Consider the following 15218-nt stretch of genomic DNA (forward strand, 5'->3'; position numbering starts at 1 on the left):
GGCGCATAATGAGCGCGTGACGCGGGCGATCGACTCTCAAGACGTCGACGCACCGTGGTCACGGCCGGTCGGCGAACTGGCCGCCGCCCTCGGTTCCGGACCCGCCGGACTCACCGCCCAAGCTGCCGCCGACGCACTGCCCGCCACTCGGGCGCGCGCGGCGTCGGGGCATCAGCGGACCGCCTGGTGGCGACTTCTCCTCACCCAGTTCACCAGCCCGATCATCATCATCCTGATCATCGCGACCCTGCTGTCGGGTGTTCTTGGCGACTGGCTGGACGCCGTCATCATTTTGACCATCGTGGTGTTGTCCGGGCTCCTCGATTTCGCCCAGGAACGCGGGGCCGCGGTCACGATGGACGGATTGCTCGGCGCGGTGCGGCCCACCGCGACCGTGCTGCGCGACGGGCAGCGCGTCGAGGTGCCCTTCGACGAGGTCGTCCCCGGCGACCTGATCGCCGTGAGCGGCGGCGACATCGCACCCGCCGACGCGATCGTGCTCACCGCCGACGACCTGGAGATGGACCAGGCCAGCCTGACCGGGGAGACCTTTCCGGCGCCGAAGACTCCCGGGGAAGTGCCGGCCGCCGCCCCGCTGGGAGACCGCACCAACCTGCTGTGCAACGGCACCCACGTCGCCAGCGGCTCCGGGACCGCGCTGGTGGTGGCCACCGGTCGCGACACCGAGTTCGGCAGAGTCCAGGCGTCGTTGCACGCGCGCGCCCGGACGACCGGATTCGAGCGCGGCATGACCCGCTTCGGACTCCTGCTCGCGCGCCTGATGGTGGTCTTGGTCATCGCCATCTTCATCGTCAACCTGGTGCTGCACCGACCGCTCGTCGATTCAGCGCTGTTCTCGTTGTCGCTGGCCGTGGGGCTCACTCCCCAGTTGCTGCCGGCGATCGTCGGGATCAGCCTGTCGCGCGGTGCCCGGGCGATTGCCAAGCACCGGGTGATTGTCAAGCGGCTCAACTCGATTGAAGACTTCGGCGCGATGACGGTGCTGTGCACCGACAAGACCGGGACGATGACGCAGGGCAGCATCCACCTGGACGAGGCGCTCGCCGTCGACGGCTCACCGCGCCCCGATTTGCTGCGCATCGCCGGGTGGAACGCCACCTTGCAGCGCGGATTGCGCAATCCGCTGGACGACGCGATCGCCGAAGCCGTCGCGTCGGCGCAGGTGGACCTGGGTGGCGCGCGGGCCGTCGACGAGGTCCCCTACGACTTCAACCGCAAGCGCCTGTCGATTCTGGTCGATGGGCCCGACGGTCGCGTGCTGGTGACCAAGGGCGCCGTCGATCCGGTGCTGGGCGTCTGTGCCCAGGTGCGCGATCCCGACGGCGGTACCCGCCCGATGGCATCGGCCCGAACCGGCGTCGAGACGGTGGTGGAGAGCTTGGGCGCCCGGGGGATGCGCATTCTCGCGGTCGCCACCAAGCCGATGCCGGCCGTGTCGTCGTGTTCGGTCCACGACGAGTCGAACCTGGTGCTGCAGGGGCTGCTGGCCTTCGCCGACCCGGTGAAACCCGACGCGGCCGACACCATCGAGGAGTTCGCGAAGGCCGGTGTGGCGGTCCGGATGATTACCGGTGACGCGCATCCGGTGGCGGCGTACATCGCCGGCGAACTCGGCTTGGATCCCGCGGCGATTCTGACCGGCCCGCAGATCGACAAGCTCGATGACGCCGCCCTCGGTAGTGCCGTCGGCGGGGTGCAGGTCTTCTGTGAGACGACGCCGCGGCACAAGGAGCGGGTGATCACCGCGCTCACCGGTACTGGGGCGACGGTCGGGTACATGGGCGACGGTATCAATGATGCGCCCGCCCTGCGTGCCGCCGACCTCGGCATCTCAGTGAAGGGTGCGGCCGATGTCGCGGCGGAAGCGGCGTCGTTCGTCATGCTGGAGAATGATCTGCCGTCGCTGCTGGAGGCGATGCGCCAGGGCCGTCGCACGTTTGCCAACACGATGAAGTACATCTACATGACCACCAGCGCGAACTTCGGGAACATGGTCTCCATGGCCGTCGCCGCGGTGGTCCTGCCGTTCCTGCCGTTGCTGGCGTCGCAGATCTTGATGATCAACCTGCTCACCGACCTGCCGGCGACCGCCATCGCGACTGACCAAGTCGACCGCGAACGGCTCGCGCAGCCGCAGCGCTGGAATCTGCGCGTCCTGGTCCGGTTCATGCTCGTATTCGGTGTCGTCAGTTCTGTTTTCGACATCGTCACCTTCGTCGTTCTGCGCCGCGGATTCCATGCGGGCGAGACCGAATTCCAGTCCGCCTGGTTCGTCGCCTCGGTACTCACCGAGATCGCGGTGATCTTCGTCTTGCGCACCAGGCATCCGTTCTGGCGCTCGCGGCCGTCGTCGCCGCTGCTCGGCATGGCTGTGGTCAGCGCAATCATCGCGGTGGCGATGCCGTTCTCGCCGGTCGGGCCGTTTCTGCACCTCGAGCCGCTCCCGGGCCGGCTGGTGGGACTTCTGCTGGTGATCGTGGTGGGCTACGTCGTGACCACCGAGGTGACCAAGGCGTTCTTCTGGCCACGCAGCGCGACACCGGCAATGGTTCGGCGACCCGCGGTGCGCCAGCGTCCTGCTAGATCGAGAAGCAGAACGGGCCGACGACGAGGCCGCGGGACACCGTCACCGTGATCGGCTTGCCGTAGACCTGCTTGCCGTCGGTCGCCTGGACCGCCTGCAGGGTGCGGCGCCCCTCCGTGGTCGGAGTCCAGCCGAAGATTGCGGTATCGGCCGCCGGAATAGTCGTCGCGACGACTGAGCGCAGCGTCGAACCGGCCGGACCCTCGGCGAGCTTCACCGGAGTTGCGGCATCGTCCACCTTGACGCGGACCTCGTAGCGGCAGCCGATGGTGTAGTTGGAGAACGATGAGGGGGCGGCGACCCCGACGGCTGACTGGACGGTCGCGGAGGCGGTTGGGGCGGCGAGGACGCCGGCCACGACGCATCCCGCCGCGCTGAGTACCACGGCAGTGGTCCTGTTCACTGGGTTGCTCTCCTCAATATCGGCAATCCTTGATTCGCATTTCAGAATGACGTACGAATGTGACCTGAACCAGGGAATTCGCTGGGAGAACGCTGTGAGCCCGAGCACCCCGGGTGATCCGGCCGCCACCTACAGATGTCAGCGGCCGTGGATATATTGACCCCCAGTCATCGTCGAACAAGGAGAAAATCAGCACATGGCGAACCTCGATGCCGTCAAGGTCAAGGTCCAGCAGATGCTCAGCACCAATCTCAACAATGTCCAGTTGACGAAGAATGGTGGCTTCAACGTGCGCCACGGTTCGAGCCGGGTGTTTGTCGAGGTCGAGGAATGGGCCGAGAAGTACACCCTGGTCAAAGTCGAGGTCCCCGTCCTATTCGACGTGCCCCGGTCGCCGGAGTTGTACGAGTACATCGCGTTCCACGCGGGCCAGTTCGTCTTCGGCACCTTGTTCCTTCGTGCCGACGACGAGGATGCCCGCGAAGTCTCGGTTGTCCTCGAGCACAACGTGCTCGGCGACTACCTCGATGAGCCCGAACTCATGGAAGCCGTGCTGATGCTGGCCTATGTCGCCGACCAGATCGATGATGAACTCAAGGCCCGGTTCGGTGGCGAGCGCTTCCACGAAGACGGCTGATCCATGGCCGGTGGCGAGCTCGAGAACCTGGTCGACGCGAGTAGATCGGAGGTCAAACGGTGGGGTGGGGAGAGTCCGGGATTCCTGCACCTCGCCGTCGTCCTGGCGCGCCGGTGGCCCGAGGAGTTTCACGAGGTCTTCGGCGAACACGGCCTCGGGCCGATCGAGGAGCGGCTGGTCAATGCCGGCTACCTCGGCGATGAGACCGGGGTGCGTGCCCTATTGGCCGGTGATTCGCGGGACGCGATCCTGAAGAAGCTGGCCGGGCTCGTTGCCGACGGCCCGGCGCCGGGCGCGGACCAGGTTTCGGCGCCGCTGCCGGTAGGGCTAGCGGCGGCGGTTGAGAGTGGTGAACCGGTGGCCGAGGGTGAGCAGCCGGCGAGTGCGCGCGACCAGATCCTCGGCCTGGCGGAGCGAATCGACGGTGAGCAGATCGTCGGCCGGGACGCCGAGCATCGGGAGGTCGCGGCATTGCTGCTGGCGGCGTCGACCGGTCCGATCGTGGTGGCCGGACGGCGCGGATCGGGTCGGACAAGCTTCATCCGGGGTCTCCCGCCCGCGCTTGCCGCGGCGGGGATCGACTGTACCGTCTTCGCAGTTCCGCGTACTCGGGAACTGAGCCCCGACGATCTCCACCGACTGCTGCGACAGGCGCCGCGGGACGCCGTCATCGTCATCGACGATTTCGATCAGCGCGCGATGCTGCGGGATCAGCACCCGTTGCTGGAGATGCTGCGGTCATTGCGGATTGCCGGTGAGAGCGCCGAGGCCCGGGTGGTGGTGGTCCTCGAACAGGCGAGTATCGGCCGATTCGACTCGTATGCCGCCGACTTCGGTCACCTCGTGCCGCTGCCGTCGCTCGACGAAAGGGCGGCGAAGGCCGCGATCGACTGCGCTGCTGCCGAGGTTGCGCAGCGGTACCGCGAGGTCGAGGCCGACGCTGAATTGAGGTCGGCGATCGAGGCACCCCCGGTACGAACGGAGCAGTTCGTCCACCCCGGGCTGGCGGCCCGGCGGCTCGACATCGCTTTGGCACGCGCCGCTGTGGCGCGCCGTGCGATAGCGACGGTGCTCGACTTGCGCCGCGACGGATCGGCACCTGCGCTGCGGCGCACGGTCGTCGAGATGTCGGCGGCGATGAAGGCCCGGGTCAAAGGTCAGGACCAGGCGATCGACGCCGTCACCCGGCGTCTCGCCCTGACCCGCGCGAACCTGGACCTGCGTCCCGAGCGCCCCAACGGCGTGTTCCTGTTCATCGGGCCGACCGGTGTTGGCAAGACCGAACTCGCCCGGGAGATCGCCCGCGCCGAATACGGGGGTGAGGATGCGCTGATCCGTCTCGATATGTCGGAGTACGCCGAGAGCTGGGGCGTCAGCCGGCTCACCGGGCCGATGCCCGGCTACGTCGGCTCAGACAATCCGGATGACTGGCTGACGACCAAGGTCGCCAGCCGCCCGCGGTGCGTTGTCCTGCTCGACGAGATTGAGAAAGCCCACCCGGTTGTCTGGAACACCTTCCTCCAGGTCTTCGATGCCGGGCGCCTGACCGACAGTCGTGGTGTGACGGCGGACTTCCGGGATGCAGTGATCGTGATGACAAGCAATATTGGTGTGCAGGAGGCGAACTCGAGGCCGCTGGGTTTCGGGACGGCCAGCAGCCCGGAGCGGTCCCGCGAGCTGGCCTTGGCAGCGCTGAAGGGAACGATGCCACCGGAGTTGCTCAACCGCATCGACGAGGTGGCACAGTTCGCGGCGTTGTCGCCGCAGGCGATTGCCGAGATTGCGCGCGCCGAGGTCGACAGCGCGATCGACATGTTGGCCGGTCGCGGGTGGACGGTCACGGTCGACGATGACGTGATCAACTGGCTCGCCACGACGGGCTATGACCCGGAATATGGGGCCCGGCATCTCCAGCGCAACATTGAGCGCCGGCTACTCGCCGACTTGGTCACCTTTTCCGAGCGGGGGGTGTCCAGCGTCCGGGCCGGCGTCCGCGACGGCGACGTCGTCATCACGGAGACGTGAAACGGGGGGCGGCGGGGGGCTGCGTCCCGCGCACCGGCGCGCCGAGGATCTGTGACGCGCGGTACACGTGGCCCTCGACGGTCCGCACCGAGACGACCAGGCGCTCGGCAATCTCTTTGTTGGACAATCCGATTGCGCCCAGCCGGACGATTTCTCGTTGCCGGTCGGTGAGGCCGTCGTCGGCGATAACCGCGGCCATTGCGGGAGTGTTCGCCCCGGTCTGATCGGCGAGGACCCGCATCCGGTCGGTCGCCGTCATCGCCGACCCCGCGCGGCGCTCCGCACGGTAGGCGGTTGCTGCCTGGGCGGCGGCGTCCACCGCGCCGAGCAACAAGCCGTAGTGCTCGTACTCCTCGCTGCTGGCAACCAGTGCGGCACCGTCGCCCGCGGCCAGGGCAGCGGCGTGGACGGCGGCCAGCCGCGCCCGGGGCATGTCGGGGAGCTCGACGGCCAGCTCGGCCAGCCGCGGTGCGACCTCCGTCGATCCGAATCGGGCGGCGGTCTGCAGGCACAACACCTCGTAGGCGGACTGCCCGGCGGTCCGCGCGACGCGGGCCGCCTCGAGGACCTGTGCGATTGCCGCCGACAGCGCGCCGTCGTTGGCGTCGACCCACGCCGCGACAGCCTGCCAGACCGGCAACATCGAACCGTACCCGTCGTGCTCGCCGACGCTCAATCGTTCCAGCAACGAGTTGAGGAGGGCGCCGTCATTGGTCTGTGCGGCAACCTCGGCGCGCTCCAGGGCGAATCCGAACCACATTTCGGGCCCGGCGCCGGCCTCGCCGAATATCGCGAGCGCCGCGTCGAGTGTCGCCCCGGCCGCGCGCAGGTCGCCGCGCGCACTCGCCGTGACACCGGCGAACCCGGTCAGCCACCCCATCACCGCCCCCGGCTGCGCGGGCACCTGTGTCTGCACCGCTTCCCAGATCTGGCGGACCCGTTCGGGGGAGCCGGCGAGCTTCTGCGCCCGCAGATGGGGGAATGTCAGGGTGAGGCGCCAGTAGGCGATGAGCGCCGACGACTCGGCGAGGGCGGCGCTGCTGCGCACCCGCTGCTCGACGTCGGCGATCCGGCCGACCTCCGACAGGGCGGTCAGTTCGGCCCAGCCGACGGTGATCCGTGCCTGCTCGCTCCCCGGTGCCGACGCGTGGAACTCCTCGATGACCCGCAACGCATCGACCGGCCGGCCGGCCGCGGTCAGCAGCATCCCCTCCGCGGCGAGGGCCGCCGTCCCGGCATCGGCCGCGCGGGCACGAGTCACGATGCGCGCCGCGCCAGCGGCGTCGTTTCGCGTCCACAGCTGCGTATAGGCCTCCAGCACCAGCAGCGACTCCCACTGTGGCGCCGTCAGGTCCGCCACGCTGATGCGGGCGTACATGGCCTGTGCCCCGTCGGCATCGCCGAGCACCGTCATCGCGTGGGCGGCGGTGAGCTGCGCGGTGGCCAGGTATTCGCCGGGGCCCACCAGGGCCGCGAGTTCGACCGCCAGCGGTAGTGCGGCCAGGCCCATCGCGGCGACGGCACCGGCAACGAGGGCCTGGTCGGAGTGCGGTGACGGATCGGCCCGGCTGGCCAATACGGCGCGCTTGACCTTGGCCTGCACATCGGGGGCATCGATCCCGCCCAGCGCATCGACCAGCTGTGCGCGCAGCCGCCGCTGTTGCGATTCGGGCATCGTGTTCAGCCGTGCCTCACCGTAGAGCGGATGAGTCAGGCGCACGTCGGCGCAACAGCCCTGCGATTGGCGCCGCCGGTCATCGACCAGCACCACGTCCGCCGCTTCGGCCCGTTCCAGGGCGGCCGTGCTGGTTAGCGATGTGATCGCCGCGACCGGCACCGGTTCTCCGAGTGCGACGAGGTCGAGCACGCCGCGAACCCCCGCGGGCAATGCCGTCAGCCGCGACTCGATCACGTCCAGCAGAGTCGGCGGGAGAGTCCGCGCGCAGCCGGTGAGCCGACGGCCGGCCACGACCGGGTCGGCCAGCAGCGCGGTCAGGAACAAGGGGTTGCCCTCGGTCAGGCGCTGCACCTCCGAGCCGGTCCGATCGGTGAGGTCGTCACCGAGCACCCCGCGCGCCAGCTCATCGATTGCGGTGCGCGAGAGCGGGGCGAGCTCGACCCGCGGCAGGCCGTCGACACGGAGTAGTTCGGCCAATTCCGGGGTCAATGCCTCGCCGGTGCGCCAGGTCAGTACCACACGCACCGCCTCGGACACTGCCAGGGCGCGCGTGACGAGGATTGACAGCGGATCCAGGTATTGGATGTCGTCGATCACCACCACCGAATCGCTGGGGGGAGACGACAGTGCCGCGATCAGCTGGCCGATGCGCAGCACCGGATCCACGGGGTCGGCGCGGACGAACTCCGCGTATGCGCCGAGCGGAACCGTTGTCGCCGACACGCTGCCACGGACCCACCGCACATTGGGCAACTCGTGCGTCACTTCGTGGGCGAGGCGGGTCTTTCCGATGCCGGCGGGGCCGGACACGAGTACGGTGCGGACCCCCTCATCGAGTCCGCTACACAAGCGGGCGACCTCGCTCGCCCTCCCCACCAGGGGCCATCGCGGAGCCATCGTCAGAAGACTAAGTGGAATCGGGCATCCGGTGGTCATAGTTCGCGGAACTGGTCCGGCCGATCGCGGCATCGTCGACCTGAAAGAATGATCGGGTGATCCGCATCTTCGGGTTGTCGGCGCTCGTTTCCGCCGGTGCGCTGGTGGCCGCGTACTTCTATGGCCCGACCTCGTCGCTGGGTGCGGCGCAAGCCGTCGCGCTGGTCCTCATCCTGGGCATCCTCGAGATCTCCCTGTCCTTCGACAACGCGGTGATCAACGCGTCGATTCTGCGCCGGATGAGCCCGTTCTGGCAGCGGATGTTCCTCACCGTCGGCATACTCATCGCCGTCTTCGGTATGCGGCTGGTCTTCCCGCTGCTCCTGGTCTGGGCGACGACGGATCCGCGGTTGGGTCCGGTCGCCGCTCTGCGGCTCGCGCTCGACCCGCCGACCGACGGGAGACCCACCTACGAGTCGATCATCACCGCCGCACACCCGCAGATCGCGGCGTTCGGCGGAATGTTCCTGCTGATGCTGTTCCTTGATTTCGTGCTGAGCCAGAAGGACCGCACCTGGATCGGCTGGCTCGAGCGCCCGCTGCAACGGGCGGGTCGCCTCGAGCAGGCATCGGTGATCTTCGCGCTCATCGCGATGCTGGTCACCGCGCAGTTCCTCGCCGACGACCACAACCGCCACGTCGTCCTCGTCGCCGGCGTGCTGGGCATGCTGACGTACCTCCTCGTCAACGGGCTATCCACCTATTTCCACATCGAACCGCCCGACGAACCGCCGATGGCCGCCTCACTGGACTTCGCCGGCTCACCGGCCCGAAACGCCGGTCCCGGTCCGGCCGTCCAGGTCGCCGGCAAGGCCGCATTCATGCTGTTCCTCTATCTGGAGGTGCTCGACGCGTCCTTCTCCTTCGACGGTGTCATCGGTGCCTTCGCGATCACCGCGGACCCGATCATCATTGCGTTGGGTCTGGGCCTGATCGGTGCAATGTTTGTGCGGTCACTGACGGTCTTCATGGTGCGCCGGGGCACCCTGGACCAGTACGTCTACCTCGAGCACGGCGCGCACTGGGCGATTGGCGCGCTGGCGGTGATGCTGCTCATCTCCATCGGACACCGCATCCCCGAGGTCGTCACCGGCCTGACCGGCGTATTCATCATCGCCGCCGCGTTCTTGTCCAGCGTCTACCTGCGCCGGCGCGAGGATTCCGCGGCGGCCAGCCCGAAGGTCGCCGCCCAGTAGCCGCTCATCCCGTGCACCCCCCCGCCGGGGGCGGTGGCCGATGAGCACAGGTAGACGCCGGGCACACCGGTGGCGTACGGGTTCGGGCTGAGCGGATTCACCGGGGGCCGCGGCCGGGCGAGCACCTGGCGCAGCGAAGTCGCACCCGACCCGATGTCGCCGCCGACGAAGTTGGCGTCGTACTCGCCGAGCTGTTGAGCCGTCGTCACCCGCGAGGCGACGATGACATCGCGAAACCCGGGCGCGCAGCGCTCCAACTCGTCGACCATGGCCGCACCCATGTCCGCCGTCGACCCGTTGGGCACGTGGCAGTACGCCCAGGCGACATGGCGGCCGGTGTTGCCCGCGCGCGACGGATCGAGCCGCGTCGGCTCCCCGGCCAGCAGCCACGGCCGACGCGGGTGCTCGCCCCGGGCGACAGCCGATTCGGCGTCGGCGATCTGACGGTAGTCCTGTGCGACGTGCACGGTGGCCGTGCGCGTCGGTGCCGACATCGGCCACGGGATGGGCTCGGCGAGCAGGAAGTCGATCTTGCAGACCCCCGGACCGTAGCGCCAGCGCCGGTAGCGACGTCGGGCCTGCGGCGCCAGCCGGTCACCTAGAATGTCGACGAGGCTGTGCACCGAGGTGTCGAAGTAGTACTGCGGTGCGCTGGGGAGCTCATCGAAACGCGTGATGGGCCGGCCGGTCACGATCTCGCCGCCGGCCGCGATCAAGCAGGACGCCAGCGCATCGGCGATGGACTGCGAACCGCCGACGGCGATCGGCCAGCCGGTCACCGAGGCGGGCGCGAGCAGCAACAGACCCGGACCCGATGACGCCGCCGCCGACAGGGGGATCATTGCGTGCGCGGCCACCCCGGCGAACAGGGTGCGGGTCATCTCATCACCGAAGGCTCGGGTGAACCGGTCGACGGGCTGCAGCGCCCGCAGTCCGAAGCGTGTCATCAGCCGGCGATGCTGCGGCAGGCGCAGCGGCCGCAGCAGCTCGTCGAGCAGCGCACCCAGGTCGGCATCGTCGACCTCGACGAGCCGCCGCCACGCCCGCGCGTCGGCGCCGAGTTCCCGCGCGGTGGCGTCGCGATCGTGGCAGACGCTGCGCGCGCGGTGCCGGTCGAACACGTGGGTCAAACAGACTGGCGGGGTGGCCCAGGTGAGGCCATGGGCAGTGAGGTCGAGTTCGGCGAAGGCGGGGGAGACGCGGCCCAGCGGATGGACCGCCGAGCACACGTCATGGCGGACACCCGATTCGAAGAGTTCGGCGGAGCGCGTGCCGCCGCCGATGGTGTCGGCGGCTTCGATCACGAGCACTCGGCGGCCGGCGCGGGCCAGCTTCGCCGCGGCGGTCAGACCGTTGGGCCCGGATCCGACGACGACGGCGTCGAAGCTGCTCGTGCCACGCGGTGACTGCACCGCGCCACTATCCCACGGCGACGGGCTATCTTGAAGCCATGGCTTTCGCGCGTTTGATCCTTCGCCAGTGTGCCGCTGCGATCGTCCTGTTCGCGTCGGGCGCCATCGGGTTGGCCGCAGGCTCGGCGGCCCACGCCGAACCACCGATGACCCTGCCGGAGCAGATGCAGATCCACGACGCCGCCGGGGTGATCAGCGCCGCCGATCGGGCGAAGCTGCAGAAGGCGATCGAGAGCCTCTACAACGATCACGGCCTGAGCCTGTGGGTGGTCTACGTGAAGTCTTTCGACAACCGGACCGCGGCGGACTGGGCCGGTCAGGTCATCACGGCCAGCGAGTTCACCGAGCGTGATGTCCTGCTCGCGGTCGCCACCGACGCGCGGCGCTACTACCTGTCGGCTCCCGAAGGTCTCGGCCGCGACGCGATCAACAACATCGCGGCCAAGGATGTCGAGCCACAACTCAAGAACGGGCAGTGGGCCCAGGCCGGTATCGGTGCGGCGAACGGCATCGACAAGGCGCTGGCGCCGTCGAACACCCTGGCGTATGTGGCCGCCGGGGTCGGCGGGGGCGCCGTCGTCGCGGGCGGCGGCGCGTACCTGTACACGCGCCGGCGGCGCGAGCAAGAGGCGAAGGCGCAGCTGGAGTCGTTGCGCGAGGCGTCCGACGAACTCACCGTCGACCAGCTGGCCACCCAGTCGATCGAGACGCTCGACGACTGGTCCAAGGAAGTCCTCACCGACACCGACAATGCCGTGCGCACCAGCGCCGAGGAGTTGCGGCTGGCCGTCGACGAGTTCGGCGAACAGGACACCGCCCCCTTCCGGACGGCGGTGCGCGCGGCGAAGAAGGGTGTGGCCGAATCCTTCGTGCTGCGCCAGCGCCTCGATGACGCCATCGAGGAGTCGGCCGAGCAGCGCCGGTCGATGCTCATCCAGATCATCACGACCTGCCACGACGTCGACGGCGCCCTGGACGAGCAGGTGCGCGCCTTCGACGAGTTGCGCAACCTGCTGCTCGGCGCCCCCGATCGGCTCGACGATCTGACGCGCAGCATCGTCGACCTCGCGACCCGCGCCGAGACGGCGGAGGCGACCCTAGCGCTGCTGATCGCCAAGCATGGCGAGGACCGGGTGCAGGCCGTCGCCCACAACGTCGAGCTGGCCGAGAAGCAGATCTCGTTTGCGCAGGAGAATGTGCACGACGGTCGCGAGGCCACCCAGCGGCCCGCCGGACGTCAGGGGGCGGCGGTCGCCGCGATCCGTGCCGCCGAGGGCGCCGTCGCCCAGGCAGGCAAGCTGCTCGACGCCATCGCCAATGCGGACACCTCGATAGCGCAGGCGGCCACCCGGCTGCCCGCGCTCATCGAGGAGGTCACCGCGGAGCTGGCCGAGGCGGCGACCCTGGACTCGACCCCGTCGCTCGCCGAGGCCGCCGGGGCGGCCCAAGCCGCCCTGGATTACGCGGCGGCCAATGCCCAGAGCGACCCGCTGGGCTCCTTCACCACGCTGGTCGACACTGATGCCGAGCTGGACCGGGAACTTGAGACCGGGCGGGCCGAGGCGAGCCGCCGGCAGCGCAATGTCGAGTTGCGCGAGCAGGGCGTCGCGGCCGCGGCGGCCAAGGTCTCGGCGGCGCGGGACTTCATCGCGACGCGCCGCGGTGCCGTGCAGGCCGATGCCCGAACCCGGTTGTCGGAGGCCGAGCGGCTGTTGACGTCGGCGCAAGGCCGGTCGGCGGCCGAGGACTTCGAAGCGGTCGACGAGGCGCGCAGCGCGGGCGCCCTCGCGGACGAGGCACTGATGAGCGCGCAGAGCGACGTCGTCTCCTGGCAGCAGGCCGAGCAGCCCGCCAGCCAGGGCGGCGACGCGACGGCGATCGGCGCGGTTCTCGGTGGCATCCTCGTCGACAGCTTCTTGCGCGGCGGTGGGCGCATCGACACCGGCGGACCCGTCAACCGGGGCGGCGACGGTTACTCGTATGCGGGGCGCTCGCCCGGCTCCTTCGGCGGGTCGAGCAGTTCGGGACGCATCGGCGTCGGCGGTCGGTTCTAGGCCGACCGGCCTGGTCGTCGGCGGATGGCCCACGCGCCGGCTGCGGCGCACAGCGCGGCGATCCCGGCGATCAGGGGAACGATTCGTCCGGCCAGCCACGCCGGCCGCGACTGGCTGCGGGCCGCCTCGGCCAGCGACGCGCGGGTCTTGGCGTCGTAGCGCAGCGTGGCGTCGAACTCGGGCAGGCGCTGCGCGCCGGCCCGGTATTCGCGCGAGAGGCTAATCGTGGCGTCGACGATGAGGCCCGACCGCTCGTCGACCCACAGCGTGTAGCTGCCCCGCTGGTGGACCTCGGCGGTGACGATGCCGCCCGGCCAACCGAACCACGAGGCCGGTTTGGTGAGCCGGGTGCGCGGATCGGCGCCGGGGAGTGCGGCGAGGTTGGTGTCGGGAATGTCGGCGCGCAGCCGGGTGAGGTCGAGCCCGTTGACGGTGTCGGTGCCGGTGGGCACGAGCGGGACGCTGCGACGGGTGACCGGGTCGAAGAAGCGGACCGCGGTGTTCCTGCGCGACTGCGGCGCGAAGAGATAGGTGATGCCGATCCGGTCGGGCAGGACGGCGGCCGGGCGCGTCGAATCGGTTTGGATGCTGGCCGGGCCGACCGGCACGGCGGTGGTGCGGTCAACGGTCACGCGATCGACGGATGCGATGAGCACCGGGTCGGTGCAGCCGGCGGTGGTGGTGGCATCGCGGCGGACCACCGTGCCCGCCTGCAGCGTCGCAATGCGCCGATCGGCCGGCCGGACGACGACGACGCGCTGGCTGCGCAGCAGCATGCGCGGCGGGAGCATCGCCGCCATCGGGCGGTCGAGCGAGCATCGGTCCAGGGTGACCACCGGCGTCGTCGACGCGGCGGTGGAGACGAGGTTCGTGTCCAGCGAGATGCGGGCCAGTTGCGGCGCGAGGATCGTCGGCGCGGCGATCGCCACCGTCGCGCACAGGGCGGCGAGGAAGACCAGCGTCGGCGGGAGTAACTGGTGGGTGGACCAGCGGCTGGTCGGGGCGTCGGACACGCTGGCGAGACTACCGCTCTACGCTGGTCGGGTGCCGACCAGCGAGGAATTGACGCGGGAGCAGTCCGCGACGAGTAGCACCGCAGGGCGCCACTACTACCCGCAGCTGGAGGGAATGCGGGCGGTGGCGGCGCTCGGCGTGCTCACCACGCACGTCGCATTTCAGACCGGGGCGGTCGCCTGGCCCGTCGTCGGGCGGGCGTTGGGGCGGCTGGACCTGGCCGTCGCACTGTTCTTCGCGTTGTCGGGGTTCCTGCTGTGGCGGCCGCATGCCGCGGCTGCGCGCGGGCTGGGCCCAGAACCGGGTTTGCTGCGATACGCGCGCCATCGATTTTGGCGAATTTGGCCGGCGTACGCCGTCGTGGTCGCGGCAGTATTGACACTGGCGCCGGAGGCGCGGACCAGCGATCCGGTGGTGTGGCTGGCGAACCTGACGTTGACGCAGGTCTTCGTACCGTTGTCGTTGACAGCCGGGCTGACGCAAATGTGGAGCCTGTCGGTCGAGGTCCTCTTCTATGCGCTGTTGCCGGTGCTGGCGTGGTCGCTGGCAGCGCTGCGCGGGGAACGGGCGCGGTGGCGAGTACTGGGCGTGCTGGGCTTCGGCCTGGCAGGGCTGCTGTGGGGTCCGGTCGCGGCACTGATCCCGGCCCCGGACGGTGTGGAGGCGCAGAACTGGCTGTTCGGGCATCTGCCGTGGTTCGTCGCGGGTCTGCTGCTGGCGGAGTTGGCGGCCATGCGAGCGGGGAGCGATGGTGGGGGCGGGCCGATGCCGCCCTGGGCGGCGCGGGTGTCGGCGCTCAGTTCGAACCGGCTGCTGATGCTGGCGGTTTTCGCCGTCGCGTTCGGCCTGGCCTGTACCCCGCTGGCCGGGCCGGTCGGAATGGGTGAACTGAGCGCGGCGGGGTTTGCGACGAAGATCCTCCTCGGCGCGATCGGGGCGTACGCGATCCTGGCCCCGCTGGCACTGGCCGGGACCGCCGGCGATCGGGCCGAGTCGAACCGGTTCCGATTCCTGGCATCGCCGGTGATGACGACGCTGGGCCGATGGTCCTACGGGATCTTCATCTGGCACGTCGCGGTGCTGTCGGTGGTGTTCGGGCTGTTCGGGATCATCCCGTTCAGCGGCTCGTTCCCGCTGGTGTGGGCGATCACCGCCGCACTGTCGATCGGGATTGCCGCGGCCAGTTTTGCGTTCCTCGAGGACCCGATCCGCCGGTGGGCCAACCGCTGAGTCGACGATCGGCTGAAACGAGCCGGGG

The 15218-nt window shown here is 69.6% G+C and carries 10 protein-coding genes; 6 read left to right on the forward strand and 4 right to left on the reverse strand.

From position 1 onward, the window contains the following. Positions 1–16 precede the first annotated feature (16 nt). Positions 17–2656, forward strand: coding sequence for a magnesium-translocating P-type ATPase (gene mgtA / locus B4M62_RS05365; protein WP_290705947.1), 2640 nt, complete (start codon positions 17–19; stop codon positions 2654–2656). Here mgtA and B4M62_RS05370 read toward each other — a convergent pair. Further along, positions 2601–3008 (reverse strand): hypothetical protein, encoded by a 408-nt coding sequence (locus B4M62_RS05370; RefSeq protein ID WP_290705948.1) that lies wholly within the window; start codon positions 3006–3008, stop codon positions 2601–2603. The genes mgtA and B4M62_RS05370 overlap by 56 nt on opposite strands. Positions 3009–3204: 196 nt before the next feature. Here B4M62_RS05370 and B4M62_RS05375 point away from each other — a divergent pair, with 196 nt between their 5' ends. Further along, a complete protein-coding gene (locus B4M62_RS05375) occupies positions 3205–3645 on the forward strand; it encodes a T3SS (YopN, CesT) and YbjN peptide-binding chaperone 1 (protein ID WP_290705949.1) in 441 nt (146 codons plus the stop codon). A gap of 3 nt (positions 3646–3648) precedes the next feature. Next, positions 3649–5670 carry an AAA family ATPase gene (locus B4M62_RS05380; RefSeq protein ID WP_290705950.1) on the forward strand — a complete coding sequence of 674 codons (2022 nt, stop codon included), beginning with the start codon at positions 3649–3651 and terminating at the stop codon, positions 5668–5670. Here the strand turns inward: B4M62_RS05380 and B4M62_RS05385 are convergent. Then, entirely contained in the window at positions 5657–8245 is a 2589-nt protein-coding gene (locus tag B4M62_RS05385) for a LuxR C-terminal-related transcriptional regulator (RefSeq protein WP_290705951.1), read from the reverse strand. The two genes, B4M62_RS05380 and B4M62_RS05385, sit on opposite strands and share 14 nt — an antisense overlap. 95 nt (positions 8246–8340) lie before the next feature. Between B4M62_RS05385 and B4M62_RS05390 the strand changes: the two genes are divergently transcribed. Further along, the gene (locus B4M62_RS05390) at positions 8341–9480 is read left to right on the forward strand and encodes a DUF475 domain-containing protein (protein ID WP_290705952.1); all 1140 of its coding nucleotides are present in this window, start codon (positions 8341–8343) and stop codon (positions 9478–9480) included. Here the strand turns inward: B4M62_RS05390 and B4M62_RS05395 are convergent. After that, the gene (locus tag B4M62_RS05395; RefSeq protein WP_290705953.1) at positions 9423–10892 is read right to left on the reverse strand and encodes a phytoene desaturase family protein; all 1470 of its coding nucleotides are present in this window, start codon (positions 10890–10892) and stop codon (positions 9423–9425) included. The genes B4M62_RS05390 and B4M62_RS05395 overlap by 58 nt on opposite strands. A gap of 38 nt (positions 10893–10930) precedes the next feature. Here B4M62_RS05395 and B4M62_RS05400 point away from each other — a divergent pair, with 38 nt between their 5' ends. Then, the gene (locus B4M62_RS05400; protein ID WP_290705954.1) at positions 10931–12946 is read left to right on the forward strand and encodes a TPM domain-containing protein; all 2016 of its coding nucleotides are present in this window, start codon (positions 10931–10933) and stop codon (positions 12944–12946) included. Here B4M62_RS05400 and B4M62_RS05405 read toward each other — a convergent pair. Then, a complete protein-coding gene (locus tag B4M62_RS05405; RefSeq protein WP_290705955.1) occupies positions 12943–13959 on the reverse strand; it encodes a DUF3068 domain-containing protein in 1017 nt (338 codons plus the stop codon). The genes B4M62_RS05400 and B4M62_RS05405 overlap by 4 nt on opposite strands. A 115-nt stretch (positions 13960–14074) precedes the next feature. Here B4M62_RS05405 and B4M62_RS05410 point away from each other — a divergent pair, with 115 nt between their 5' ends. Then, the gene (locus B4M62_RS05410) at positions 14075–15190 is read left to right on the forward strand and encodes an acyltransferase family protein (RefSeq protein ID WP_290705991.1); all 1116 of its coding nucleotides are present in this window, start codon (positions 14075–14077) and stop codon (positions 15188–15190) included. Positions 15191–15218: the final 28 nt, after the last annotated feature.

Source organism: Gordonia sp. UBA5067 (genome assembly GCF_002414845.1).
Taxonomy (GTDB): domain Bacteria; phylum Actinomycetota; class Actinomycetes; order Mycobacteriales; family Mycobacteriaceae; genus Gordonia; species Gordonia defluvii.

Coding starts and splice junctions, on each gene's coding strand:
- B4M62_RS05385 (WP_290705951.1), bottom strand. CDS start 8,245: ATGGCTCCGCGATGGCCCCTGGTGGGGAGGGCGAGCGAGGTCGCCCGC.
- B4M62_RS05380 (WP_290705950.1), top strand. CDS start 3,649: ATGGCCGGTGGCGAGCTCGAGAACCTGGTCGACGCGAGTAGATCGGAG.
- B4M62_RS05410 (WP_290705991.1), top strand. CDS start 14,075: ATGCGGGCGGTGGCGGCGCTCGGCGTGCTCACCACGCACGTCGCATTT.
- B4M62_RS05400 (WP_290705954.1), top strand. CDS start 10,931: ATGGCTTTCGCGCGTTTGATCCTTCGCCAGTGTGCCGCTGCGATCGTC.
- B4M62_RS05375 (WP_290705949.1), top strand. CDS start 3,205: ATGGCGAACCTCGATGCCGTCAAGGTCAAGGTCCAGCAGATGCTCAGC.